The organism is Gottfriedia acidiceleris (assembly GCF_004138285.1).
GTDB classification, from domain to species: Bacteria; Bacillota; Bacilli; order Bacillales; family Bacillaceae_G; genus Gottfriedia; species Gottfriedia acidiceleris_A.
Map to the genome: position 1 here is coordinate 1 of NZ_SCFN01000005.1, position 24,601 is coordinate 24,601.

Sequence of the window (24,601 nt, forward strand, 5' to 3'; positions counted from 1 at the left end):
GACGTTTACTTCATGTTTTGTTTAGTTTTCAAAGTTCATTTTGTCGTCTGTTTCTCTTGGCGACTTCTATATAATAACAAATCTAATAACCTTGGTCAATAGTTTTTATAATATAATTTCAAAAAAAAATTAAAACATTACGCTTCATTAAAAAACCCCTTCGACTCAAGCTTTTGTTCCCTTACCTAAAGTAGTACAAATAAGGAGATATACTAATCAAAATAGAATTAATGAGATCCTAATTAAATTACAGAAAGTATTTCCGGTGCTTACTCTTTCTAACTGGAATGATTGTAATTAACTTAAAATATTGATTCTGTCCAACCAATTTAATTAGCTCCAAAATTTTCTGATTAATACTAAGCTTCATTAAACCCATAGAAACTTTGAAACCTAAAAAAAAGAGAGAACCTACTTGTTCTCTCTTTACTAGTCACCGCTCAATTATTCTTCTGTTGTTTCAATCTCATCTTCATTTTCAAGAGTCGTTAATTCAGCTTCTTCATCAATTTCTTCTTCTTCTTTTGCAGCAATTGCTACAGTCGCAACATGACCTTCTTGATCAAGTCTTATTAATTTAACACCTTGAGTAACTCGACCTAAACGAGAAATTTGTTCAATTGGCATACGGATCATTACACCAGACTCAGTAATTAACATTAAATCTTGTTCGTCGCTTACGCATTTTAATGAAATCATTTTACCGTTTTTATCTGTAACATTAAGCGTTTTTAAACCTTTACCACCACGACTTTGAATTCGGTATTCTTCCTGTGCAGTTCGCTTACCATAACCTAGTTCTGTCACAACAAGAATATCTAAGTGCTCTTCAACAACTTCCATGCCTACAACATAATCATCTTCAGAAAGTGTAATTGCTTTAACACCCGTTGCCGTTCTTCCCATTGATCTAACATCTTCTTCATTAAAACGGATCATCATACCTTTTGAAGTACCGACAACAATATCTTTTGTTCCGTCAGTTAAACGTACCGATATTACGTCATCATCTTCTTTTAAATTAATTGCAATTAATCCATTAGTACGAATGTTTGCAAAGGCAGATAAAGGTACACGTTTTGCTATTCCTTGTTTTGTTGTAAAGAATAGGTACCAATTCTCTAAAAATTCACTTACTGGAATAATTGCGTTTATATTTTCATCTCGATCAATCTCTAGCAAGTTTACGATAGGTAATCCTTTAGCCGTACGACTATACTCTGGAATCTCATAACCTTTTGAACGGTATACTTTACCCTTATTCGTAAAGAATAAAATTGTATCATGTGTTGAAGGTGTTAGTAAGTGTTCTAAGAAGTCATCATCATTAGTACCCATCCCTTGAATACCACGTCCGCCTCTACGTTGAGATCTATAAGTAGAAACTGGAAGACGTTTAATATATCCATTATGAGTTAAACTTACAATGATATTCTCCACTGGTATTAAGTCTTCATCTTCAATGATTTCAAGTCCACCAGGAACAATTGCTGTTCTTCGTTTATCATTATACTGCTCTTTTAGCTGAGTTAATTCTTCTCGAATAATTTCAAGAACTCTTTCCTCATCCGCAAGAATTGCTCTTAATTCTGCAATTAACTTGATTAGCTCTTGATATTCTTCTTCAATTTTTTCGCGCTCTAATCCAGTTAAACGTTGTAACCTCATATCTAAAATTGCTTGAGCTTGCTTTTCGGATAAGTTAAAAGTTTCCATTAAACCATTTTTAGCGATTTCTCCTGTTTGAGAAGCTCTAATTAAGCTAATTACCTCATCTAAATGGTCTAAAGCAACCTTCAAACCTTCTAAAATATGTGCACGCGCTTCTGCTTTTTCTAACTCAAACAGCGTTCTACGTTTAATAACAACAATTTGATGGTCTAAATAGTGCTTTAAACAGCTCTTTAGAGATAACACTTTTGGTTCACCATTTACAAGTGCTAATAAATTAATACCAAAACTTGTTTGGAGAGCAGTTTGTTTATATAGATTATTTAGAAGTACATTTGCGTTCGCGTCTCTTCTAACTTCAATGACTACACGCATACCATTTCTATCAGATTCATCGCGTAAATCAGTAATACCTTCTATTTTCTTATCTCGAACTAGTTCAGCAATTCGTTCAACAAGCTTAGCTTTATTTACTTGATATGGTAACTCTGTAACAATAATTGTTTGTCTACCATTTGCTTTTTCTTCAATTTCAACTTTTGCCCTAATAATGATAGAGCCTTTGCCAGTTTCATAGGCCTTACGGATACCACTTTTTCCTAGAATCATACCTGATGTAGGAAAGTCTGGGCCTTGAATATATTCCATTAATTCTTGTGTAGTGATTTCTGGCTCTTTACTTAATGCAAGAACACCATCAATTACTTCACCTAATTGGTGCGGAGGAATATTAGTAGCCATACCAACCGCTATTCCTGTTGCTCCGTTTACCAACAAGTTAGGGAATCGTGCAGGAAGAACGATTGGCTCTCTTTCTGAACCATCGTAGTTATCTTGATAATCAATCGTGTTTTTATTAATATCACGAATCAATTCCATCGAAATTTTAGACATTCTAGCTTCTGTATAACGCATCGCCGCCGCCGCGTCTCCATCAACTGATCCAAAATTCCCATGGCCATCTACTAACATATATCTGAAGTTAAAGTCTTGAGCCATACGTACCATTGTTTCATATACAGCAGAGTCACCATGCGGGTGATACTTACCAATTACTTCACCAACGATACGCGCTGACTTTTTATAGGCTTTATCAGCTGTCATACCTAAATCATTCATTGCATATAAAATTCTTCTATGAACAGGCTTAAGGCCGTCTCGTACATCTGGTAACGCTCGAGAAACAATTACACTCATTGCATAATCTAGGAAGGAATTACGCATTTCATGACTAATATTTATTTCTTTAATTTGTTGATTTTCACTCAACATCGGCACCTCCCTTTAGTTTCCGTATCTACCTGAGAAAAGGAGCATAAAGCTCCTTACACATACTTGTTAAATATCTAAATTCTTTACATACTTAGCGTTATCTTGAATAAAGTTACGTCTTGGCTCTACTTTTTCACCCATTAATGTTTCAAATGTTTCATCCGCTTCGATCGCATCTTGAAGGTTAACTTGTAGTAACGTTCTAGTTTCCGGATTCATTGTAGTTTCCCATAACTGTTCAGGGTTCATTTCACCTAGACCTTTATATCGTTGGATAACAGGTTTTGGTACTGCATTTAAAGTCGACATAATCTCATCCATTTGTCGATCATTATAAGCATATTGAATTTTTTTCCCTTGCTGGATTTTATATAAAGGTGGTTGAGCAATATAAATATAACCACTTTCAATGATTTGACGCATATAACGATATAAGAACGTTAACAATAAAGTACGGATGTGGGCACCATCTACATCAGCATCCGTCATCAATATAATTTTATGATATCGTGCTTTCTCGATATCGAAATCATCACCGATTCCGGTACCAAAAGCAGTAATCATTGAACGAACCTCGTTATTTGATAAAATTTTATCAAGTCGAGCTTTTTCTACATTAATAATTTTTCCACGTAAAGGAAGAATTGCTTGGAAGTGACGGTCTCGTCCTTGTTTAGCACTTCCACCCGCTGAATCACCCTCAACGATATAAATTTCGCTAATTGAAGAATCTTTTGAAGAACAATCAGCTAATTTCCCAGGCAAACTTGATACTTCTAAAGCACTTTTTCTTCTCGTTAATTCACGAGCTTTTTTTGCAGCCATACGTGCTCTAGCAGCCATTAAACCTTTTTCAACTATTTTTCGAGCCTCAGTTGGGTTTTCTAATAAGAATTTATCTAACTTCTCACCAAAAACTTGCTCTGTGATAGTACGAACCTCACTATTACCTAGCTTTGTTTTTGTTTGCCCTTCAAATTGAGGATCTGGATGTTTAATAGAAACGATCGCTGTTAAACCTTCACGTACATCTTCACCAGATAAATTACTATCTTGTTCTTTAATTAATCCGTTTTTACGTCCGTAATCATTTATTACTCTCGTTAAGGCAGTTTTAAATCCAACTTCATGTGTACCACCTTCATGAGTATTAATATTATTTGTGAATGAGTAGATATTACTTGTATAGCTCTCATTGTATTGAAGGGCAATCTCAACAGTTATACCATCTTTTTCACCGATAACAAAAATCGGTTCTTCGTGAATAACTTCTTTTGAACGATTTAAATGTTCAACATAAGATTTAATTCCACCTTCATAGTGGTACTCTTTCTTTTGTTTGTTTTCTCTGCGGTCTTCGATTGTTAAACGTAGACCTCGATTTAAAAAGGCAAGTTCTCTTAAGCGATTTGCTAGAGTATCAAATTCATACACTGTCGTTTCAGTAAAAATCTCTTCATCTGGTTTAAAATGTGTAATAGTACCTGTTATTTCTGATTCACCAATAATGCTCATATCAGCCACAGGAACACCTTTTGCAAACTGTTGGTAGTAAATATTACCCTCACGATGAACATGGACTTCTAATAAAGTAGAAAGAGCATTAACAACTGAAGCACCAACTCCGTGTAATCCACCTGATACTTTATATCCGCCACCGCCGAATTTACCTCCAGCGTGTAGTACTGTCATAATTACTTCTAATGCAGGTCTTCCCATTTTCTCATGTATACCTACTGGAATTCCACGACCATTATCTTTAACCGTAATACTGTTGTCCTCTTCTATAATGACATTGATTTCATCACAATATCCTGCTAATGCTTCATCAATACTATTATCAACAATTTCCCAAACTAAATGATGTAATCCTTTTCCGCTTGTTGAACCGATATACATTCCTGGTCTTTTACGAACAGCTTCTAGGCCTTCCAGAACTTGTATTTGGCTTTCATCATAATTTTGTTCTTGCATTTGCTTCTGATCCATTGTCATGAACACTCACCTACTTTTCTTATTTTACATAAAAGAATCTATAAATTTTAGCTATGCTTATTAGGCGGCTTAGTGATTTTAAAAATTTACTTATTGAGAATCATTTACTATTGTTCCATGTGAAACATTTATAATATTAGCTTGTTTTATCGTTTCGTGCTGAATTCCGTCGACACTTGTTGTTGTGACAAAAGTCTGTACTTTATTTTGAATTGCATTTAATAAGTGTGTTTGACGATAGTCATCTAGCTCTGAAAGAACATCATCTAATAAAAGTATAGGATATTCTCCAACTTCCTCTTTAATCAGTTCAATTTCTGCTAGTTTTAATGAAAGAGCTGTTGTCCGCTGCTGTCCTTGCGATCCAAAAGTTTGAACGTTTTTATCGTTTACCATAAAAACCAAATCATCTCTATGCGGACCAAGCAACGTAGTACCTCTTGATACTTCACGCTCTTTTTCAGCTTCGAATAGTTTTATGTACTCATCTTCCATTTTCGTCAAATCTGTTAAATCTGATACATTAATGCTTGGTTTATATATTATTTCTAGCTTTTCGGTCTCTCTAGAAATTTGGCTATGAATAGGCGATGCCCAATCCTGTAGTAATTTGATGAACGAAATTCGTTTTTCAATTATTTTTACGGCATGTTTTACAAGCTGAGATGTTAGGACTTCAAGCATTAAATAGTTCCGATCTCGGCTAGTTTGTAATGTTTTTAGTAGTGAATTTCGCTGTTGGAGGATTCTCTGGTACTGACTTAGTTCATGTAGGTAAACTGGCGAAACTTGTCCTAGTTCCATATCTAAGAATTTACGACGCACTTGCGGACTACCTTTTACTAAATGTAAATCTTCCGGTGCAAACATAACGACATTCATCACGCCTATATATTGACTTAACTTCATCTGTTCAAGATGGTTCAGCTTTGCTTTCTTACCTTTCTTTGAGAGGATTAGCTGTAGTGTTACTTGCTGATTTTTTTTCTGTAACGTACCCTTTATTGTACCATATTCTTCATCCCAACGTATCATTTCTTTGTCGTTGCTTGTTCGATGGGACTTTGTTAAAGCTAGCACATAAATGGATTCCATTAAATTTGTTTTACCTTGAGCATTCTCACCAATAATGACATTAACATTATTTTGAAAATTTAATTCAAGTTTTTCATAATTACGGTATTGTTTTAGTTGTAAATCTTTAATATACAATGGGATTCCCCCAAAACTTATGAAGTTATAATATACGAACCTTTTCCAGTTATAGAAATTGTATCATTTAAAACTAATTTTTTTCCTCTTCTGTTCTCAGGTTCATTGTTTACAAAGATTTCATGCTCCGATAGAAACCATTTAGCCATTCCACCTGTATCAATTACACCAGCAAGTTTTAAAAATTGGCCTAATGTAATATACTCTGTATTTATTTTAACTTTTTCTGTTTTCATTTTTTATCACCCTCATTTATCCATTCCTTAATTGTACTAAACTTCTGTAAGAAAAAAAACACTTAACCCTTATTTTGTCTATTAAGTACAAAAAGACTGACCTAAATGTACTATGCACTCCCCAAACAAATTTGTAGAATAAATTTTTTATTCATTCTGCTCGTTGGAGATTGCTAGTACATTCTATTAGGTCAGCCCCTTTCGATAAAATTTACTAACTAGTATGTGCGAACTGGTAAAATTAATTGCAATGTTCTTGAATCATTTACAGTACGAATTAAAAATGGTCTCATAGCTCCTGTGAATTGAATATAAATTTCTGGGCTTTCTATTGCTTTTAAAGCATCCATAACATATTTCGCACTAAAAGAGATTTTTAACTCTTCGCCTTTAATATCTTCGCAAACAATTTCATCTACTACTTTACCAATTTCAGGAGAATAAGAAGAAATGTTGACTACTGAGCTACCAACAGTTTCTAAGTGAACTACATTATTTCTACCTTCTCTTGCTAATAAAGAAGCACGATCAATTGCTTGTAGGAATTCTTTAGTCATTACAGTTAGTTCCGTTTTACTTTCGCTTGGAATTAACTTTGATGTATCAGGATAATTACCTTCTAATAATCGAGTAAAGAATAATAGATGTTTTGTCTTAAATAGAGCTTGGTGTTCCGTTAAGACGATTTCTACTTTTTCATCATTATCATCTAGAATTTTACTTAATTCATTTAGACTTTTCCCAGGAATTACTACACTAGCTTTAAATTTACTTGTAATAGAACTTTCGTCAATTTTAGCTTGTCTTAAAGCTAGTCGATGGCTATCAGTCGCAATACACGTTAGATCACCGTTTTCGATTTTCCAGTTTACACCGGTTAAAATTGGTCTGGTCTCAGAAGTTGATACTGCAAATACTGTTTGACGAATCATAAATTTTAATAAATCTGCAGAAATAGAAATTGTTTCATGTTCTTCAATTTGAGGAAGTAGTGGATATTCCTCAGAGTCAAAACCATTTAAGCTAAATTCAGTTTTTCCCGCTCTTATTGTTGTTACATAATTATTATCAGATTCTAATTCGACAAAATCTGAAGGTAATTTTTTTACAATATCACTAAAATATCGAGCATTTAATACAATGCTTCCAGTTTTTTTTACATCAACTAGTTGTTGATCATCCAATACTGTTGGTAAATAAGATTCTATAGATATATCTGAATCACTACCTGTGAAAGTTAATCCTTCATTTGTAACGACTAATTTAATTCCAGTTAAGATTGGAATTGTTGTTCTTGATGAAACAGCTCTCATAACCTCTTGTACAGCTTTAACAAGATGATCTTTTTGTACAGTAAATTTCATTGTTTGTACTCCTTATATAATTTATAAAATAATATAGTAATAGTAGTAGGGCCTGTGAATTTGTGGATAACTACATTTTATTAAAGAAAAATAAGTCTATCAACATGTGGATAGACTGTGTAAAAAAGTGAGAAAGTTATGCACAGGTAAATAACTCTACTGATTTAATTTTTCATTGATTTCTTTAACTTGAGATTGCAGCTGTGAGTCAGTTTCCATTAATTTTGAAATTTTTTCATGCGCATGAATAACAGTTGTATGATCTCGGCCTCCAAACTCTTCTCCTATTTTAGGTAAAGAATGGTCTGTAAGCTCTCTTGAAAGATACATTGCAATCTGTCTTGGGAAGGCTACGGATTTTGTACGTTTCTTTGCTTTAAAATCCTCTAATTTAATACTAAAAAATTCTCCAACTGTTCGTTGAATGTCGTGTATTGATACTGTTTTAGGCTTCGTCGCTGTAATTAAATTCTTTAAGGCTTCAGCGGCCACACTAGCGTTTATATCCTTGTTAATTAACGATGAATAAGCGACTACACGAATAAGAGCTCCTTCTAATTCACGGATATTCGTATCAATTTGATTTGCAATATATAACATTACCTCATTTGGAATATCTAGTCCCTCAGCCTTAGCCTTTTTACGTAAAATCGCGATCCTAGTTTCTAAATCTGGTGGTGTGATATCCGTAATAAGGCCCCATTCAAATCGTGAGCGAAGTCGATCTTCTAATGTAGGAATTTCTTTAGGTGGTCGGTCACTTGAGATAACAATTTGTTTACTTTCTTCATGAAGAGTATTAAAAGTATGGAAAAATTCTTCTTGAGTTTGTTCTTTTCCAGCTAAGAACTGAATATCATCTATAAGTAGTACGTCTACATTACGGTACTTATTTCTAAATTCAATTGCTTTATTATCACGAATAGAATTAATAAACTCATTTGTAAATTTTTCTGATGATAAATAAACGACTTTTGCATTCGGATTATGTTCGAGTACATAATGTCCAATTGCGTGCATTAAGTGAGTTTTCCCTAACCCTACTCCCCCATATATAAATAGTGGGTTATAGGCTTTTGCTGGCGCCTCAGCAACCGCTAATGATGCTGCGTGTGCAAAACGGTTACCTGAACCAATTACGAATGTATCAAAAGTATATTTAGGGTTTAACATACTTTGTCCGAACTCTACCGGTTCCTCAAATTTAACTTTTGCCTTAACTGCCGGTATATTCATCTCTATTTCTTCTACATGATTTTGAGGAAGGATAAATTTGATTTCTAATTCCGCTCCAGTTATTTCTAAAACTGTATCCATTATTAAAGATGAATACTTTGACTCAAGCCAATCACGGGCGAATTCATTTGGGGCAATAATTGTTAAAGTATCGTTCTTTAAAGAAAATGCCTTTGTTGATTTTAGCCATGTTTCAAAACTTGGTTTACTTATTTTTTTTTCTATTTCTGCTAGAACCCTGGACCACAGATCCCCTATATTCTCCAAACAATAATCCCTCCTTACAAAGCTTGTTTAACTTTTGTACAAGCACATAAATTAAGTATTTATTTTTATACATGTCTTTGAATATGCGTTATTTTATAAAACTGCAAAAATCCACTTTATTTGACAGTATTCACCTATGTGGATAACTTTAAAATGGTACAAGTGTAAAACCTGTCCACAAGTTATTAACATCTGTGGACAAATAAAAATAAAAAACAACTTGTCCAAAGTGGAAAACAAATTAATAATATCAAAAATCTTTAGCTATTTCAATGAGTAGTTAATGTTATCCACATGCTAATCCACCTGTTTAAAAAAATTGTCCACAGAAAAAGAACTTGTGTAAAAATTGTCAGTAACTGCTGTGGGTAAAAAATGTGTAGAAAAATATTATCCACAGAGCACTTAACAATTTTAAGAAAAGGGGAAGTAGTGCTCTTTTGCAGATTTTTATATTCATTTAAAAGTCCGTTTAAAAAAATCTTTCGACACCATGTTTTTTGCTTGGATTAATCGTTTATAAATTTATTGGAAGGAAATGATAGGAGTAAATCGCATTTCTTTTATTTAAATAAGTGACTTTATTTTATTTTTTTCTTACTAAAACTTACTGGATCAACCATTCTTCATAAATTGGAAATAATTATTCATCATGATTTAACATCTTACATTGACATTAATAGTAGTTATTCTTTATAATTTATAGGACTGTCTATTACAGTAATTCCTCAGGGAGGTGTCATATAATGAAAAGAACATTTCAACCAAACAAACGTAAACGCAGCAAAGTACATGGTTTCCGTAGCCGTATGAGCACTGCAAATGGACGTAAAGTTCTAGCTGCTCGTCGTCGTAAAGGAAGAAAAGTATTATCTGCGTAGGCCACTGTCAACAGTGGTCTTTTTCACTAATAAGAAGGCCTTTTTTGCTTTTATGTCACAATTTGTAAGTAAAAAAGGCCTCATTTTTTATAAAAAAATTGTTATGATAATTGAAGGAATCATTTGAGGTGTCAGTGGAACATGAACAAGAAAAACAGAATAAAAAAGAATGCAGATTTTAGTCGCGTTTTTCAAGAGGGATCGTCAACTGCAAATCGACAATTTGTAATCTATACATTAAAAAAGGAAGATCAAAAGCAATTTCGTATAGGATTATCTGTTAGTAAGAAGTTAGGTAATGCTGTCGAGAGAAATCATATTAAGCGGTATATAAGACAAGCTCTTACTGAATTAAGTGATGATCTTCGTGTAAATATGGATTATGTTGTAATCGCAAGAAAGCCCTGTACTGAACTACCTTTTAATGAATTTAAAAAAAGTTTAATTCACGTGTTGAAAAGGGCGGAAGCGCTTAAAATACGTGATTCAAAACATAAATTAGATAAAAATCAAATTAAGTAATTACATATTTAAATGTAACTTCTTAAAGGAGGAACTAGTTTGAAGACTAAGAAGTACCAATTGCTAGTTACAGTTCTTTTATTAGTAGTCGTGTTAGCTGGATGTTCGCAAACAAACCAACCGATTACATCTGAAAGTACGGGGATTTGGAATGAGTATTTCGTTTATCCACTATCATGGTTAATCACAGCTGTATCTAAAATTTTTGGTGGAAGTTATGGAATGTCGATTATCGTCGTAACACTTTTAATCCGTTTAGCATTACTACCATTAATGATTAAACAAATTAAAAGTACGAAAGCGATGCAGTCAATCCAGCCTGAAATGGCCAAACTTAAAGAAAAGTATTCTTCTAAGGATCAAAAAACTGTCCAAAAATTAAATGAAGAAACAATGAAGTTGTACCAACAACATGGTGTAAACCCATTATCTGGTTGTTTACCAATTTTTATTCAAATGCCAATCTTAATTGCTTTCTATCATGCAATTATGAGAACAATGGAAATTAAAGCACATGACTTCTTATGGTTCCAATTAGGGCATCCGGATCCAATTTATGCTTTACCAATTATCGCTGGTATTACAACTTTCATTCAACAAAAGGTATCAATGAGTACTGGTTCAATGACAGGACCTGCTGCTCAACAAATGAAAATCATGCTTTATGTTATGCCAATCATGATTTTAATATTTGCCGTTAGACTTCCATCTGCTTTAGCTTTATATTGGGTAGTTGGTAATACATTTATGATTCTTCAAACATTATTTGTTAATAGAGGTAATACTACCGTTAAAAATAACAATGTAGGAGGGGCTAGTAAGTGAGAGAAGTAACTGCTACTGGTCAAACAATCGAACAAGCAGTTCAAATAGCACTTCAGCAACTTAGTTCAACAGAAGAAGACGTAGAAATTACAGTAATCGAAGACAGTAAAAAAGGATTTTTAGGATTTGGTGCTAAGCCTGCTAAAGTATTAGTTGTAAAAAAGAAGACTTTAATTGAAAAAGCATACGACTACCTTTTGAACATTGTTAAGAGTCTTGATGAAACTGCAGATGTAAATTTCGAATTGCAAGGTACTAAGGAACAAACCTTCTTATTTACAGTAAAGGGTGATAAGGTTGCTCTTATTATTGGAAAAAGAGGTAATACTTTAAATGCTCTTCAATTCTTAGTTCAAACATTTGTAAATCGTCATTCAAAACAATTGGTTCATGTTGTCGTAGACGCAGAGAACTATCGATTAAAACGTAAGGAATCGCTAGAGATTCTTGCAAAAAAGACTGCTCAAACAGTTTTAAAAACAAGAAAAGCGATCTCTTTAGAGCCAATGCCTTCTTTCGAAAGAAAAATTATTCATCATATACTGACAGATATGCCAAATATCTCTACGAAGTCTGTAGGCCAAGATCCGCATCGTCAATTAGTTATAGATTTAAAGAAACCAATTAAGGGTTAAGCCTTAATTGGTTTTTTAATGTTCTTCATTCAAGTCATATAAGTTTACTTGTACTTTCGTACGGTTATAATATAAAAACATTCAATTATAAAATTCTTTATGCTATGCTATAGATTTAGAAGTAACATGTTAACTTTTGTTTAACATGGTCCGAGGTGATTTTTTGATGGAATTCGATACAATTACAGCGATATCGACACCAAAAGGCGAAGGGGCAATTGCCATCGTTCGTTTAAGTGGCGATGAAGCTGTTCAAATAGCGAATAAATTATTTAAAGAAAAAGATTTAAATATAGTAGATTCACACACAATTCATTACGGACATTTAGTCGATCCTAGTTCCGGGAATACTGTTGAGGAAGTTATGGTCTCGATCTTAAGAGCACCAAAAACATTTACACGTGAAGATGTTGTCGAAATAAATTGTCATGGTGGAATTTTTTCGGTTAACAAAGTACTTGAATTAGTACTATCACAAGGGGCTAGATTAGCCGAGCCTGGTGAATTTACAAAAAGAGCATTTCTTAATGGACGAATCGACCTATCTCAGGCCGAAGCAGTAATGGATTTAATTCGTTCAAAGACTGACAGAGCAATGGCTATAGCAATGAATCAAGTAGAAGGTCGATTGTCTAAACTAGTTAATAGCTTAAGACAAACATTACTTGAGATTTTGGCTCATATTGAAGTAAATATTGATTACCCTGAATATGATGATGTTGAAGAAATGACCAATACTGTTTTAATTGAAAAAGCAAAAACGGTTCGAGTTGAAATACAAAAACTGCTAGAAACATCAAAACAAGGTAAGATTTTACGTGAAGGACTATCTACTGTCATTATAGGTAGACCAAATGTTGGGAAATCATCTCTTTTAAACACACTTGTCCAGGAAAGCAAAGCAATTGTTACTGATATTCCAGGTACAACGCGAGATGTTATTGAAGAATACGTAAATGTAAAAGGTGTACCATTACGACTAATTGATACTGCTGGTATTCGTGAAACTAAGGATGTTGTCGAAGCAATCGGTGTTGAAAGATCTAAAAAAGTATTGAATTTGGCTGACTTAGTTTTATTTGTTTTAAATAATAATGAACAATTAAGTGACGAAGACTGTAAATTATTTGGCGAAATGAGCGGTAAAGACGTAATTGTGATCATTAACAAAACAGATTTGTCACAAAAGCTTGATATGAATGAAGTAAAAGCGTTAGTTGGTAATGCTACAATTGTTACAACTTCCTTAAAAGAAGAAAAAGGAATTGATGACTTAGAAAAAGCAATAGCTAACTTATATTTTGAAGGGCAAATTGAGGCACAAGATTTAACTTATTTATCTAATGCTAGACATATTGCGCTATTAAAGCAATCAGAACAGACAATCAATGACGCAATTGAGGCCATGAAAGATGGTATGCCGATTGACTTAGTACAGATTGACTTAACAAGAGCATGGGAATTGTTAGGTGAAATCGTTGGAGATACAGTTCAGGAAAGTTTAATCAACCAGCTATTTTCTCAATTCTGTTTAGGAAAATAAAATGGTTAGGAGGAGAAAAAATGAGTTTTGAAGCAGGCAATTATGATGTAATCGTTATTGGAGCTGGTCATGCTGGATGTGAAGCCGGTTTGTCATCTGCTCGAATGGGCGCAAAAACATTAATGCTAACAATAAATCTCGATATGGTAGCATTTATGCCTTGTAACCCATCAGTAGGTGGTCCTGCCAAGGGGATTGTTGTACGTGAAATTGATGCACTTGGCGGTGAAATGGGTCGAAATATCGATAAAACACATATTCAAATGAGAATGTTAAATACAGGTAAAGGTCCCGCAGTACGCGCATTGCGTGCTCAAGCGGATAAATTTGCGTATCAACATGAATTAAAGAAAACAATTGAAAATACGGAGAATCTAACACTAAAGCAAGGTTTAGTAGAAAGATTAATTATAGAAGATGGACAATGCACAGGTGTAATTACACAAACTGGTGCAATTTATCGTTCAAAGACAGTTGTCATTACAACTGGTACTTTCTTACGTGGAGAAATTATTGTAGGAGAATTAAAATACTCTAGTGGTCCTAATAACCAACAACCAGCAATTAAGCTTTCTGAGCACTTAGAGGAATTAGGAATAGAGCTTGTTCGTTTTAAAACAGGTACGCCTCCTCGTGTAAATAGTCATAGTATTGATTATTCAAAAACAGAAATACAACCTGGCGATGATGTACCTCGTGCATTTTCATTCGAAACAGAACCTGTTGAAACAGAACAAATTCCTTGTTGGTTAACTTATACAAGTGAAACTACACATCAAATCATCGACGATAACTTACACCGTTCGCCGATGTACTCTGGTATGATTAAAGGTACTGGACCACGTTATTGTCCTTCTATTGAGGATAAAGTTGTCCGATTTAATGATAAACCGAGACATCAAATTTTCTTAGAGCCAGAAGGAAGAAACACTCAAGAAGTTTATGTACAAGGATTATCAACTAGTTTACCTGAAGATGTACAGGAAAAGATGTTGCGTTCGATTGCAGGTCTTGAAAATGTTCAAATGATGAGAACTGGATATGCAATTGAATATGACGCGATTGTACCTACTCAATTATGGCCGACATTGGAACTTAAGCAAATTAAGAATCTGTATACTGCTGGTCAAATTAACGGAACTTCGGGTTATGAAGAAGCAGCGGGTCAAGGTTTAATCGCAGGAATTAACGCTGCATGTCGTTCCCTAGGTAAAGATGAGTTAGTTTTAGATCGCTCTGAAGCTTACATTGGTGTTTTAATAGATGACCTTGTAACTAAGGGGACAAATGAACCGTACCGTCTTCTTACTTCTAGAGCAGAATATCGATTATTATTACGTCACGATAATGCCGATTTACGTTTAACTAAAATCGGTCAAAGACTTGGTTTAATAAATGATGAAAGATATGCAGAGTTTGAACAAAAGAAAATGTTAATTGAAGAAGAAATAGAACGTTTAAAAGCAACTCAATTAAGACCGACAAAAGAAGTGCAAGAATTAATTGCACAAAATGGTGGTAGCGAACTGAAAGATGGCATTCGTGCAGCAGATCTTTTACGTCGTCCTGAAATGCTTTATGAACATATCCATCTTCTTTCTCCATCTGAAAAAGACTTACATTCAGATGTTAAAGAGCAAGTTGAAATACAAATTAAGTATGAAGGTTATATTGAAAAATCATTAAATCAAGTAGAACGCATGAAAAAAATGGATTTAAAGAAAATCCCTGAAAATATCGATTATCAAGCTATACACGGCCTTGCTACTGAGGCAAGACAAAAGCTTGAGCAAGTGCGCCCTCTATCAGTAGGTCAAGCTTCTCGTATATCTGGTGTTAATCCAGCAGATATTTCAATTCTACTTGTTTATTTAGAACAAGGAAAAATTGCAAGAATATCGAACTAATAATAGATAGGGGTATTACTAGTGAATAAAGAACAATTTATCGCTGCTCTTAAAGATAAAGAAATCCATTTGTCAGATTTTCAAATAAAACAATTTGATATATATTTCCACACATTAGTTGAGTGGAACAATAAAATGAACTTAACTGCTATTACAGAAGAAGATGAAGTATATTTAAAGCATTTTTATGATTCAATTAGCGCTGCCTTTTATTTCGACTTCGCTGATAAAATTACTTTATGTGATATTGGTGCAGGAGCGGGCTTCCCCTCCATCCCAATTAAAATATGTTTCCCATCTATCAAATTAACGATCGTAGACTCCCTTCAAAAAAGGATTACATTTCTAAACCATTTAGCGAAGGAATTACAATTAGAGAATGTATCATTTATTCATGATCGAGCAGAAACTTTTGCTAAAAAAACTGGTATGAGAGAATCTTTCGATGTTGTAACTGCTAGAGCAGTTGCTAGAATGTCTGTGTTAACTGAATTATGCTTACCACTTGTTAAACAAAATGGCCATTTTGTTGCACTTAAAGGCGCTGCTGGTCAAGAAGAATTGGATAAAGCAAATTATGCTATAAAAACACTTGGTGGAGAAGTTAAATCAATTAATCACTTCACTCTCCCAAGTGAAGACAGTGATCGAAATATTGTTATAGTAGAAAAGAAACGTAAAACGCCAACTAAGTACCCTCGTAAACCGGGTACTCCTGGTAAAGAACCATTAGAGATTTAATATGATAAACTAACAAATGTTTCACGTGAAACATTTGTTATGTTTATTCTATTGTGAACGAAATTCTAAAAGGGTGGGAATCACATTGAAAAGCACATTATCTAGGTTATTTGGCTTATCAGAAAAAGAAATTAGTGATGATGTTCAAGATTCGGTTTCGAGTAATGAAGTTATTCGCCAAATTCCAGTATCGGACATTGTACCGAATCAGTATCAGCCTAGAACATTCTTTGATGATGAAAAAATTAAAGAACTAGCGCTAACGATTCGAACTCATGGCATTATTCAACCAATTGTTGTTAGGGAAATTAGACCAAACTTTTATGAAATTATTGCCGGGGAAAGAAGATTCAGAGCTGTTTCATCTTTAGGCTGGGATACAATTCCTGCAATTGTGAAAACGTTTAACGATACAGAAACTGCTTCCGTCGCTCTGATTGAAAATTTACAACGTGAAGAACTATCTCCTTTTGAAGAAGCCGTAGCTTACCAAAAACTAATTGATTTACATAACTTAACTCAAGAGGCTCTAGCTCAGCGACTAGGTAAAGGTCAATCGACTGTTGCAAATAAATTGAGATTGTTGAAACTTCCTGGAGAAATACAACAAGCATTATTAGATAAGTCGATTACTGAGCGTCATGCACGAGCACTTATTCCATTAAAGTTGCCTCAACTACAAATTACTCTTCTTCATGAAATAATTGAAAAGCAATTGAATGTTAAACAAACAGAAGAACGAGTAGTAACATTACTTACTGAGAAAAAACCGAAGGCTAAACGTAAATTTAAGGCCATTAGTAAAGATATAAGAATTGCGATGAATACGATCCGTGAATCTTTACAAATGGTTACTAAAACAGGCATGAATATTGATAGTCAAGAAGAAGAACATGATGACTATTACCAAATAACAATTAAAATACCAAAGAAATAAACATTAAATTCACCTCTTTTCAGTGGTGAATTTTTTTTATTCATTTTTAAATCTAGACACAATGATGAATCTATTCATGGTAAAATAGAAAATAAGAATGGTTTGTTGTGGAAGGAGTAGATTACATAGTGGTTAAAGTAATCTCTATAGCTAATCAAAAAGGTGGTGTTGGTAAGACTACAACATCGGTTAATTTAAGTGCTTGTTTAGCTCACTTAGGAAAAAAAGTATTACTAGTCGATATAGATCCTCAAGGTAATGCAACTAGTGGTATTGGAATTGAAAAAGCTGATGTAAATCAGTGTGTTTACAATGTATTAGTTGATGATGTTGAGGCGAAAAATGTCATTTTAAACACTGCTATTCCAAATTTCGATATTATTCCGGCAACAATTCAACTTGCAGGAGCTGAAATTGAATTAGTACCTACTATTTCTAGAGAAGTACGATTAAAACGTGCTTTAGATACAGTAAAAGGTAACTATGATTATATTTTAATAGATTGTCCTCCATCATTAGGGTTATTAACTTTAAACTCACTAACTGCATCTGATTCAATTATTATTCCAGTTCAGTGTGAGTATTACGCACTTGAAGGTTTAAGTCAGCTATTAAGTACTGTACGTTTAGTACAAAAACATTTAAATAAAAATTTAGCAATTGAAGGCGTATTATTAACAATGCTAGATGCTCGTACAAATTTAGGGCTTCAAGTTATAGAAGAAGTAAAAAAGTATTTTCAAGATCGCGTCTATAAATCAATTATTCCAAGAAATGTACGCTTAAGTGAAGCACCAAGTCATGGTAAACCGATCATTACATATGATCCAAAGTCAAGAGGTGCAGAAGTATATCTCGATCTAGCAAAGGAAGTGATTGATAATGGCTAAAGGCTTAGGTAAAGGTATTGGAGCATTTTTTCAAGATATTAATCAGCAAGAAGAGTTGGTCCAGGAAATTGATCTTAAAGAACTTAGACCTAATCCATACCAACCTCGCAAAGTATTTGATGAGACTGCTATGTTAGAATTAACTCAATCAGTGATTGAACATGGGATTCTTCAACCAATCATTGCTAGAAAAAGCATAAAAGGTTTCCAAATCGTTGCTGGAGAAAGACGATATCGCGCTGCAAAAAATGCGGGTTTAAACACAGTTCCAGTTATTGTTAGAGACCTTTCTGAAGAGCAAATGATGGAGTTAGCTGTATTAGAAAATTTACAGCGAGATGATTTAAATCCTCTTGAAGAAGCTGAAGCATATCAAACTTTAATTGAACAATTACACTTAACACAAGAACAACTGGCAAAAAAACTTGGAAAAAGTCGTCCACATATTGCTAACTATTTAAGAATTTTAACTTTACCTAATTCTGTTCAAAAAATGGTCGAAGAAGGCACTCTCTCAATGGGACACGGAAGAGCACTTTTAGGACTAAAACGAAAAGGGTTAATTGAAGGTACCGCACTAAAAGTAATTGAAAAAAACCTAAGTGTTCGAGAGGTTGAAACGTTAGTCAGTGATTTAAATGAAAATGTTTCACGTGAAACATCAAAGAAAAATCCAACTAAGAACATTTTTTTTAGTGAGTATGAGGATCTTTTACAAGAAAAATTCGGAACGTCAGTTAAAATTAAATCGGCTAAAGATAAAGGGAAAATAGAAATCCAATTCTTTAACAAAGAGGATTTGGAAAGAATTCTTTCAATTATAAAATGAATTACTCATAGGGAATATTAAATGTGTTGGCTTCCAATGCAGTTAATACTCCCTTTTTGTTTGCATCTGACTTTTTTAATTGAAAGTTAGGAAACTATTATGTTAAAAATCTAATTGGTAGGTGAATTTTCTTTCAGTTTCTTTAATTGAATTCGCAATAAACTTAGCCATTTTCATTACCAGGCTTAATCTAGTATTTTGTAAAACGTAGAATTCCATAAATCCACTAACATTCACAACTCCGGTTAAGTTAATTTCACCTACTAAAGGTAATTCTTTTTTCATTGCAGCACCAGGCTTTAACGGACCATTGGATAAGCGTACGCTACCAATGCTTTTTACTCTGCCTAAACATGCATCTACAGCAATGATAAATGGGTTGTTATACTTGCCTTTAATAATTTCAAGTTGTTCTGAAAGATTTAACGCATGAATTGGCTCATCAAGAGTACCATAATAATGAAACCTACTTAAGTTTAATTCTCCTAACATGGTTCCAACTAAAGGACCTAAAGAGTCTCCCGTAGAACGGTCAGTTCCAATACATACAAAAACAATTTCTTTAGTGTGTACACTTGGAAGCGACTTACATAAACGATCTGCAAATCTGTTAATAGCGTTTTCGTCATCTAGAAATACAGAATAATCATCCTTGAATAGGTTACGCAAAGGATTTGCTGAAAATTGCATAATATCGCCTACTTTTCATTTAAGAGAGTAGTATTAGTTTATGCAAAATTTAAACAATTTATACTTTCATCAAGCGATCTTCGTTGTTAAATTAAACTATTATTACATTTGTTCATATTTGTAGTTTTAAAGTGATAATTCGTTTAGTATTACGTTTGAAGTCATTTGAAAATAGACAGGGGGAAAAAGACAGTATGAATAATGCAGCAGATAAAATAGAAAATGCTGAAAAAGTAATAAAAAAAAGCATGCTAACACCAGAACAATGGGACAATATTTTAAATTCATCAATTAAAATAGCTCTAATTATTATCGTTTCTGTATTGGCTGTAAAACTCGGAAGAAAGCTAATCCGTAATCTCTTAAAGGTTAATGCTAGAGGACCGTTACAAGTATCAGAAAGAAGATCAGTAACACTTATTAAATTGATGGAAAATGTACTTGCATATGTAATATTCTTTATTGCTGCTTTGACGATTCTCCCGATATTTGGCGTGGAAATAAAAGGACTTTTAGTTGGAGCAGGAATAGGTGGCGTAGCAATTGGTTTTGGTGCACAAAGCTTAGTAAAAGATATCATTTCTGGATTTTTTATTTTGTTTGAAGATCAATTTTCAGTTGGTGACTACATTAGAGTTCAAACTTTCGAAGGAACAGTATTATCAATCGGTTTAAAAACAACTAAAATTAGAAGCGGAACCGGTGAACTTCATATCATCCAAAATGGAATGATTACTGAAGTAACCAATTTTTCATTACATAATGCTGTGGCACTGGTAGATGTTAGTATTTCATACGAGGGCGATATTGAACATGCGCAAAATGTAATTGAAGAGCATTTAGAAACTATGCCAGCTAGATATGAAGAAATGGTAAAACCTCCAGAGTTTCTTGGGATACAAAACTTAGGACCATCTGAAGTAACATTGCGAATCGCTTCAGAAGTTAAAGCAATGACACAGTTTAAGATTTCTAGAGCAATTCGAAAAGAAATTAAGGAAGTACTTGAAAGAAATAACATAGAAATTCCATATCCAAAGATGGTATTATATAAACAACCAGAAACTAAAAATGAAAATGCGAATGTATAGTTTGTATGCTACTATTTTAAGGAAGTGAAGTTTTCACATGGAAGAAAAAGAATTTAACCTAAATGATATAGTAGAAATGAAAAAACCTCATCCTTGTGGAGTGAACAGATGGAAAATTATTCGAATGGGTATGGACATTCGATTAAAATGTGAAGGATGTGAGCATAGCGTATTAATACCTCGCAGAGAGTTCACACGAAAATTAAAAAAGGTTCTAGTTCGATCTGAAGAGTAGGACGATTTTTAAATCAATGGGTATCTAGTAGAGCAACTTGAAGGATCGCTCGTATTAGATACCTTTCGTATGTTTAGAATTAATATTCAGATTTTCTTGTTATTTTTTTTTGAAATCAATATAATTGTGAAAGATTAACTAAGTTCGTATAGGAGTGGAAAATATGCCATTAACAGCAGGGATCGTAGGATTACCAAACGTAGGAAAGTCGACATTATTTAATGCAATTACACAAGCGGGGGCTGAATCAGCAAACTATCCGTTTTGTACAATTGACCCAAACGTAGGTGTGGTAGAAGTACCAGATTACCGTTTAGTAAAATTAACTGAATTAGTTCAACCTAAAAAAACTGTTCCAACAACTTTTGAATTTACTGATATCGCAGGGATCGTTAAAGGTGCAAGTAAAGGTGAAGGGTTAGGAAATAAGTTTTTATCTCATATTCGTGAAGTGGACGCAATTTGCCAAGTAGTACGTTGCTTTGCAGACGATAATATTACTCACGTATCTGGAAAAGTTGATCCAATTGCAGATATTGAAACAATTAACTTAGAACTAATTCTTGCAGACTTAGAATCAGTTGAAAAACGTATTGATCGTGTAGCTAAATTAGCTAAGCAAAAAGATAAAGATGCGTCTTATGAACATGAAATTTTGGTGAAATTAAGAGAAGCATTTGAAAATGATAAGCCAGCTCGTTCAGTAGAGTTTACGGAAGAGCAAATGAAAGTAGTAAAAGGATTACATTTATTAACAACTAAGCCAATGCTTTACATCACTAATGTTGGTGAAGATGACATCGCAGATTCTTCATCTAACGAATACGTTGAAAAAGTAAGAGCATTTGCAGCTGAAGAAGGTTCTCAAGTAATCGTAATCAGTGCAAAAATTGAAGAAGAAATTGCTGAGTTAGATGATGAAGAGAAACGTACATTCCTTCAAGAACTTGGAATTGAAGAATCAGGTTTAGATCAATTAATTCGTGCAGCTTATTCTTTATTAGGATTAGCAACTTATTTCACTGCAGGTGTACAAGAAGTAAGAGCCTGGACATTCAAAAAAGGTATGAAAGCTCCACAATGTGCTGGCGTAATTCATAGTGACTTCGAACGTGGCTTTATCCGCGCAGAAACAGTTTCTTTTGAAGATTTAGCGACTTATGGTAACATGACATCAGCAAAAGAAGCAGGTAAAGTACGTCTTGAAGGTAAAGAGTACATCGTGCAAGATGGAGATGTAATGCATTTCCGATTTAATGTTTAATGAAATAGCAACTGAATTATTGATTTGCTATCTAAAAAAAACTATGCTATAATTTTAACTCGTGAGTGATTAATAAAATTGCTCCTTGCCCTTAACTGGGCCGTTAGACCAAAAGGAGGTGACATTGTGATGAATAAATACGAAATCATGTACATCGTTCGTCCAAACATGGAAGACGAAGCACAAAAAGCATTAGTTGAGCGTTTCAACGGCGTTTTAACTGAACAAGGTGCTGAAATCACAAACGTTAAAGAGTGGGGTAAACGTCGTTTAGCTTATGAAATTAACGATTTCCGTGATGGACACTACATGCTTGTAAACGTTTCTGCTAAGCCAGAAGCAGTACAAGAATTCGATCGTTTAGCGAAAATCAGCGAAGATATCATCCGCCACATCGTTATCCGTGAAGAAGAAAAATAATATTTTTTAAATGCTTTAGGGAGGTAGGAATCAGATGATTAATCGTGTTGTACTTGTAGGTCGCTTAACAAAGGATCCAGACTTACGTTATACGCCAAGTGGGGTTGCCGTAGCAACATTTACTCTAGCGGTGAATCGTACCTACTCAAATCAGCAAGGTGAAAGAGAAGCGGATTTTATTAACTGCGTTATCTGGAGAAAGCCTGCTGAAAACGTAGCGAACTTCTTGAAAAAAGGAAGCTTAGCTGGCGTTGAGGGTCGTATTCAAACTAGAAGTTTTGATGGTCAAGATGGTAAGAGAGTATATGTAACTGAAGTTGTAGCCGACTCTGTTCAATTCTTAGAACCAAGAAATGCATCAGGTAACCAAGGTGGTTCATTCGGTATGAATCAACAAAATCAAGGTTTTAACGCTGGAAATCCTTTCGAAGCACCATCTCAAAAGCCTAGCTTTAATGATGATCCATTTGGTGGGACAAGCAAAACGATTGATATTACTGATGACGATCTTCCTTTCTAATAATAAAAACAGTGTAATGTTGAACGGTTAGCATTACTAAAAAACTAATTTTTAAGTAGAGGAGGGAAATAACAATGGCAATGGGTGGACGCAAAGGTGGACGTGCTAAACGTCGTAAAGTTTGTTACTTTACTTCAAACGGCATCACTACAATCGACTTCAAAGATACTGAGTTATTAAAACGTTTCGTTTCTGAGCGTGGTAAAATTTTACCTCGTCGTGTAACTGGTACTTCTGCGAAATACCAACGTAAATTAACGATCGCAATCAAACGCGCTCGTCAAATGGCTTTATTACCATACGTGGCTGAATAAGCTAAGTAATAAAAAGTACAGCATTCTCGTGCTGTACTTTTTTTGTATTTATGAAAAAATAAGTTTTATGGTAAAATAAGAAATAGTATGCTTACTTGAAATAAGTAGGGGTAGTTGAAAGGAGCTTTATTTTGAAATCGACTCGATTTATTACCGAGGGTGCAGTACTATTAGCTATTTACTCAGTACTACTGTTAATATTTAGATTTGTACCGTTTCTCTCATTTATTATGGCATTCCTTATGCCGCTGCCGTTTATTATTCTAAGTATTAAATACTCAATTAAGGAATCACTTTTACTTTGCTGTGTGGCGCTGGGATTAACAATTGTGATTACCTCATTTAATTTACTTCCAGTTACTTTAATGTACTCAACAGTTGGTATAGCATTTGGGTATCTATTAAAAAAGGAGCGAAGTAAAGGCGAGATTTTACTTACTAGTACTTTTTTATATTTAATACATACAGTACTATCGTACATACTATTCAAAACTGTTTTTCATATTGATTTTGTTAAAGAGAATATAGACTTGGCAACGGAAGCTATAGAAAAAAGTAAGGAACTTAGCGCTAGTCTTGGTACAAACACCAATGAAAAGGCTTTAGATAGTCTTACAAATGCTATTAAACTAATCCCTACATTAATTCCTTCATTGTTGTTAATGGTTAGTTTTATACTTGCTTTTTTAACACAACTAGTAACTTTTCCATTAATAAGGAGATTAGGTTATAAAACACCGAAATTTAAGCCATTTAGAGAGTTTAGACTCCCAGTAGGATTCATGTGGTTCTTTTTAATTGTAATGATTTTTTCGTTCTTCAATTTGAAACAAAGTAGTTTCCTCAGTACAGCAGTGATTAACTTAACATATGTACTTCAAATTTTACTGCTCGTTCAAGGTTATGCATCGATATTTTATTTTAGTTATTTAAAACATTTTTCTAAAGCGGTACCAATTATTATATTGATCGCAAGTTTTATCATTCAACCATTAATTTATATTGTTTTACTAATTGGAATCGTCTCAATTGGAATATTTAATAGAAGAAAAATTTAAACTTAAAAACATATTTGATACTAATTTGTTGTGAAAAAGTGAATAA

24 protein-coding genes are annotated in these 24,601 nt (G+C 33.7%); 17 read left to right on the top strand and 7 right to left on the bottom strand.

Translation table 11 applies throughout. From position 1 onward, the window contains the following. Window positions 1-444: 444 nt before the first annotated feature. The 6 genes from gyrA to dnaA all read right to left on the bottom strand — a co-directional run bounded on the left by gyrA (window position 445) and on the right by dnaA (window position 9,253). Complete coding sequence (gene gyrA, locus EP747_RS08835; protein WP_129689566.1) at window positions 445-2,940, bottom strand: DNA gyrase subunit A; 2,496 nt, start codon at window positions 2,938-2,940, stop codon at window positions 445-447. Window positions 2,941-3,009: 69 nt separating this feature from the next. Further along, window positions 3,010-4,932, bottom strand: a complete 1,923-nt coding sequence (gene gyrB / locus EP747_RS08840; protein ID WP_129690142.1) for a DNA topoisomerase (ATP-hydrolyzing) subunit B — start codon at window positions 4,930-4,932, stop codon at window positions 3,010-3,012. A 96-nt stretch (window positions 4,933-5,028) separates the two neighbouring features. Next, complete coding sequence (recF, locus tag EP747_RS08845) at window positions 5,029-6,150, bottom strand: DNA replication/repair protein RecF (protein ID WP_129689567.1); 1,122 nt, start codon at window positions 6,148-6,150, stop codon at window positions 5,029-5,031. A 17-nt stretch (window positions 6,151-6,167) separates the two neighbouring features. Beyond that, window positions 6,168-6,386: a S4 domain-containing protein YaaA gene (yaaA, locus tag EP747_RS08850; RefSeq protein ID WP_069033635.1), complete on the bottom strand. Its 219-nt coding sequence runs from the start codon at window positions 6,384-6,386 to the stop codon at window positions 6,168-6,170. 218 nt (window positions 6,387-6,604) lie between these two features. Further along, on the bottom strand, window positions 6,605-7,750 hold the full coding sequence (gene dnaN, locus EP747_RS08855) for a DNA polymerase III subunit beta (protein WP_129689568.1): 1,146 nt from the start codon (window positions 7,748-7,750) through the stop codon (window positions 6,605-6,607). A 156-nt stretch (window positions 7,751-7,906) separates the two neighbouring features. Beyond that, the gene (gene dnaA / locus EP747_RS08860) at window positions 7,907-9,253 is read right to left on the bottom strand and encodes a chromosomal replication initiator protein DnaA (protein WP_129689569.1); all 1,347 of its coding nucleotides are present in this window, start codon (window positions 9,251-9,253) and stop codon (window positions 7,907-7,909) included. 746 nt (window positions 9,254-9,999) lie between these two features. Between dnaA and rpmH the strand changes: the two genes are divergently transcribed. From rpmH to EP747_RS08910, 10 genes are all read left to right on the top strand, one after another. Beyond that, window positions 10,000-10,134, top strand: a complete 135-nt coding sequence (rpmH, locus tag EP747_RS08865; protein ID WP_056467137.1) for a 50S ribosomal protein L34 — start codon at window positions 10,000-10,002, stop codon at window positions 10,132-10,134. Window positions 10,135-10,275: 141 nt separating this feature from the next. Then, window positions 10,276-10,656, top strand: a complete 381-nt coding sequence (rnpA, locus tag EP747_RS08870) for a ribonuclease P protein component (protein ID WP_088012678.1) — start codon at window positions 10,276-10,278, stop codon at window positions 10,654-10,656. Between the two features lie 39 nt (window positions 10,657-10,695). Further along, window positions 10,696-11,481, top strand: a complete 786-nt coding sequence (gene spoIIIJ, locus EP747_RS08875) for a YidC family membrane integrase SpoIIIJ (protein WP_069033639.1) — start codon at window positions 10,696-10,698, stop codon at window positions 11,479-11,481. Continuing rightward, window positions 11,478-12,116 (top strand): RNA-binding cell elongation regulator Jag/EloR, encoded by a 639-nt coding sequence (gene jag, locus EP747_RS08880; protein ID WP_129689570.1) that lies wholly within the window; start codon window positions 11,478-11,480, stop codon window positions 12,114-12,116. The genes spoIIIJ and jag overlap by 4 nt, the downstream gene beginning before the upstream one ends. 166 nt (window positions 12,117-12,282) lie before the next feature. Further along, window positions 12,283-13,659, top strand: a complete 1,377-nt coding sequence (mnmE, locus tag EP747_RS08885; RefSeq protein WP_129689571.1) for a tRNA uridine-5-carboxymethylaminomethyl(34) synthesis GTPase MnmE — start codon at window positions 12,283-12,285, stop codon at window positions 13,657-13,659. Between the two features lie 20 nt (window positions 13,660-13,679). Next, entirely contained in the window at window positions 13,680-15,566 is a 1,887-nt protein-coding gene (mnmG, locus tag EP747_RS08890; protein ID WP_129689572.1) for a tRNA uridine-5-carboxymethylaminomethyl(34) synthesis enzyme MnmG, read from the top strand. 21 nt (window positions 15,567-15,587) lie between these two features. After that, complete coding sequence (rsmG, locus tag EP747_RS08895; protein WP_129689573.1) at window positions 15,588-16,307, top strand: 16S rRNA (guanine(527)-N(7))-methyltransferase RsmG; 720 nt, start codon at window positions 15,588-15,590, stop codon at window positions 16,305-16,307. A 130-nt stretch (window positions 16,308-16,437) separates the two neighbouring features. Next, window positions 16,438-17,244 carry a nucleoid occlusion protein gene (gene noc / locus EP747_RS08900; RefSeq protein WP_390310834.1) on the top strand — a complete coding sequence of 269 codons (807 nt, stop codon included), beginning with the start codon at window positions 16,438-16,440 and terminating at the stop codon, window positions 17,242-17,244. Between the two features lie 128 nt (window positions 17,245-17,372). Beyond that, window positions 17,373-18,134: a ParA family protein gene (locus EP747_RS08905; RefSeq protein WP_025568951.1), complete on the top strand. Its 762-nt coding sequence runs from the start codon at window positions 17,373-17,375 to the stop codon at window positions 18,132-18,134. Beyond that, window positions 18,127-18,963: a ParB/RepB/Spo0J family partition protein gene (locus EP747_RS08910; protein ID WP_129689574.1), complete on the top strand. Its 837-nt coding sequence runs from the start codon at window positions 18,127-18,129 to the stop codon at window positions 18,961-18,963. The genes EP747_RS08905 and EP747_RS08910 overlap by 8 nt, the downstream gene beginning before the upstream one ends. A 102-nt stretch (window positions 18,964-19,065) precedes the next feature. Here the strand turns inward: EP747_RS08910 and yyaC are convergent, their stop codons facing one another. Further along, complete coding sequence (gene yyaC / locus EP747_RS08915; RefSeq protein WP_129689575.1) at window positions 19,066-19,653, bottom strand: spore protease YyaC; 588 nt, start codon at window positions 19,651-19,653, stop codon at window positions 19,066-19,068. Window positions 19,654-19,847: 194 nt separating this feature from the next. On the opposite strand from yyaC, the gene EP747_RS08920 reads away from it, so the two are divergent. From EP747_RS08920 to EP747_RS08950, 7 genes are all read left to right on the top strand, one after another. Beyond that, window positions 19,848-20,744 carry a mechanosensitive ion channel family protein gene (locus EP747_RS08920; RefSeq protein WP_205753815.1) on the top strand — a complete coding sequence of 299 codons (897 nt, stop codon included), beginning with the start codon at window positions 19,848-19,850 and terminating at the stop codon, window positions 20,742-20,744. A gap of 37 nt (window positions 20,745-20,781) precedes the next feature. Next, a complete protein-coding gene (locus EP747_RS08925) occupies window positions 20,782-20,979 on the top strand; it encodes a DUF951 domain-containing protein (RefSeq protein ID WP_098232427.1) in 198 nt (65 codons plus the stop codon). Between the two features lie 163 nt (window positions 20,980-21,142). After that, the gene (gene ychF, locus EP747_RS08930; protein ID WP_129689576.1) at window positions 21,143-22,243 is read left to right on the top strand and encodes a redox-regulated ATPase YchF; all 1,101 of its coding nucleotides are present in this window, start codon (window positions 21,143-21,145) and stop codon (window positions 22,241-22,243) included. Between the two features lie 129 nt (window positions 22,244-22,372). Beyond that, window positions 22,373-22,663, top strand: a complete 291-nt coding sequence (rpsF, locus tag EP747_RS08935; protein ID WP_025568958.1) for a 30S ribosomal protein S6 — start codon at window positions 22,373-22,375, stop codon at window positions 22,661-22,663. A 34-nt stretch (window positions 22,664-22,697) separates the two neighbouring features. Then, complete coding sequence (gene ssb / locus EP747_RS08940) at window positions 22,698-23,183, top strand: single-stranded DNA-binding protein (protein ID WP_025568959.1); 486 nt, start codon at window positions 22,698-22,700, stop codon at window positions 23,181-23,183. A gap of 80 nt (window positions 23,184-23,263) precedes the next feature. Next, entirely contained in the window at window positions 23,264-23,497 is a 234-nt protein-coding gene (gene rpsR / locus EP747_RS08945) for a 30S ribosomal protein S18 (RefSeq protein ID WP_025568960.1), read from the top strand. 131 nt (window positions 23,498-23,628) lie between these two features. Then, complete coding sequence (locus EP747_RS08950; RefSeq protein WP_165346940.1) at window positions 23,629-24,555, top strand: YybS family protein; 927 nt, start codon at window positions 23,629-23,631, stop codon at window positions 24,553-24,555. Window positions 24,556-24,601: the final 46 nt, after the last annotated feature.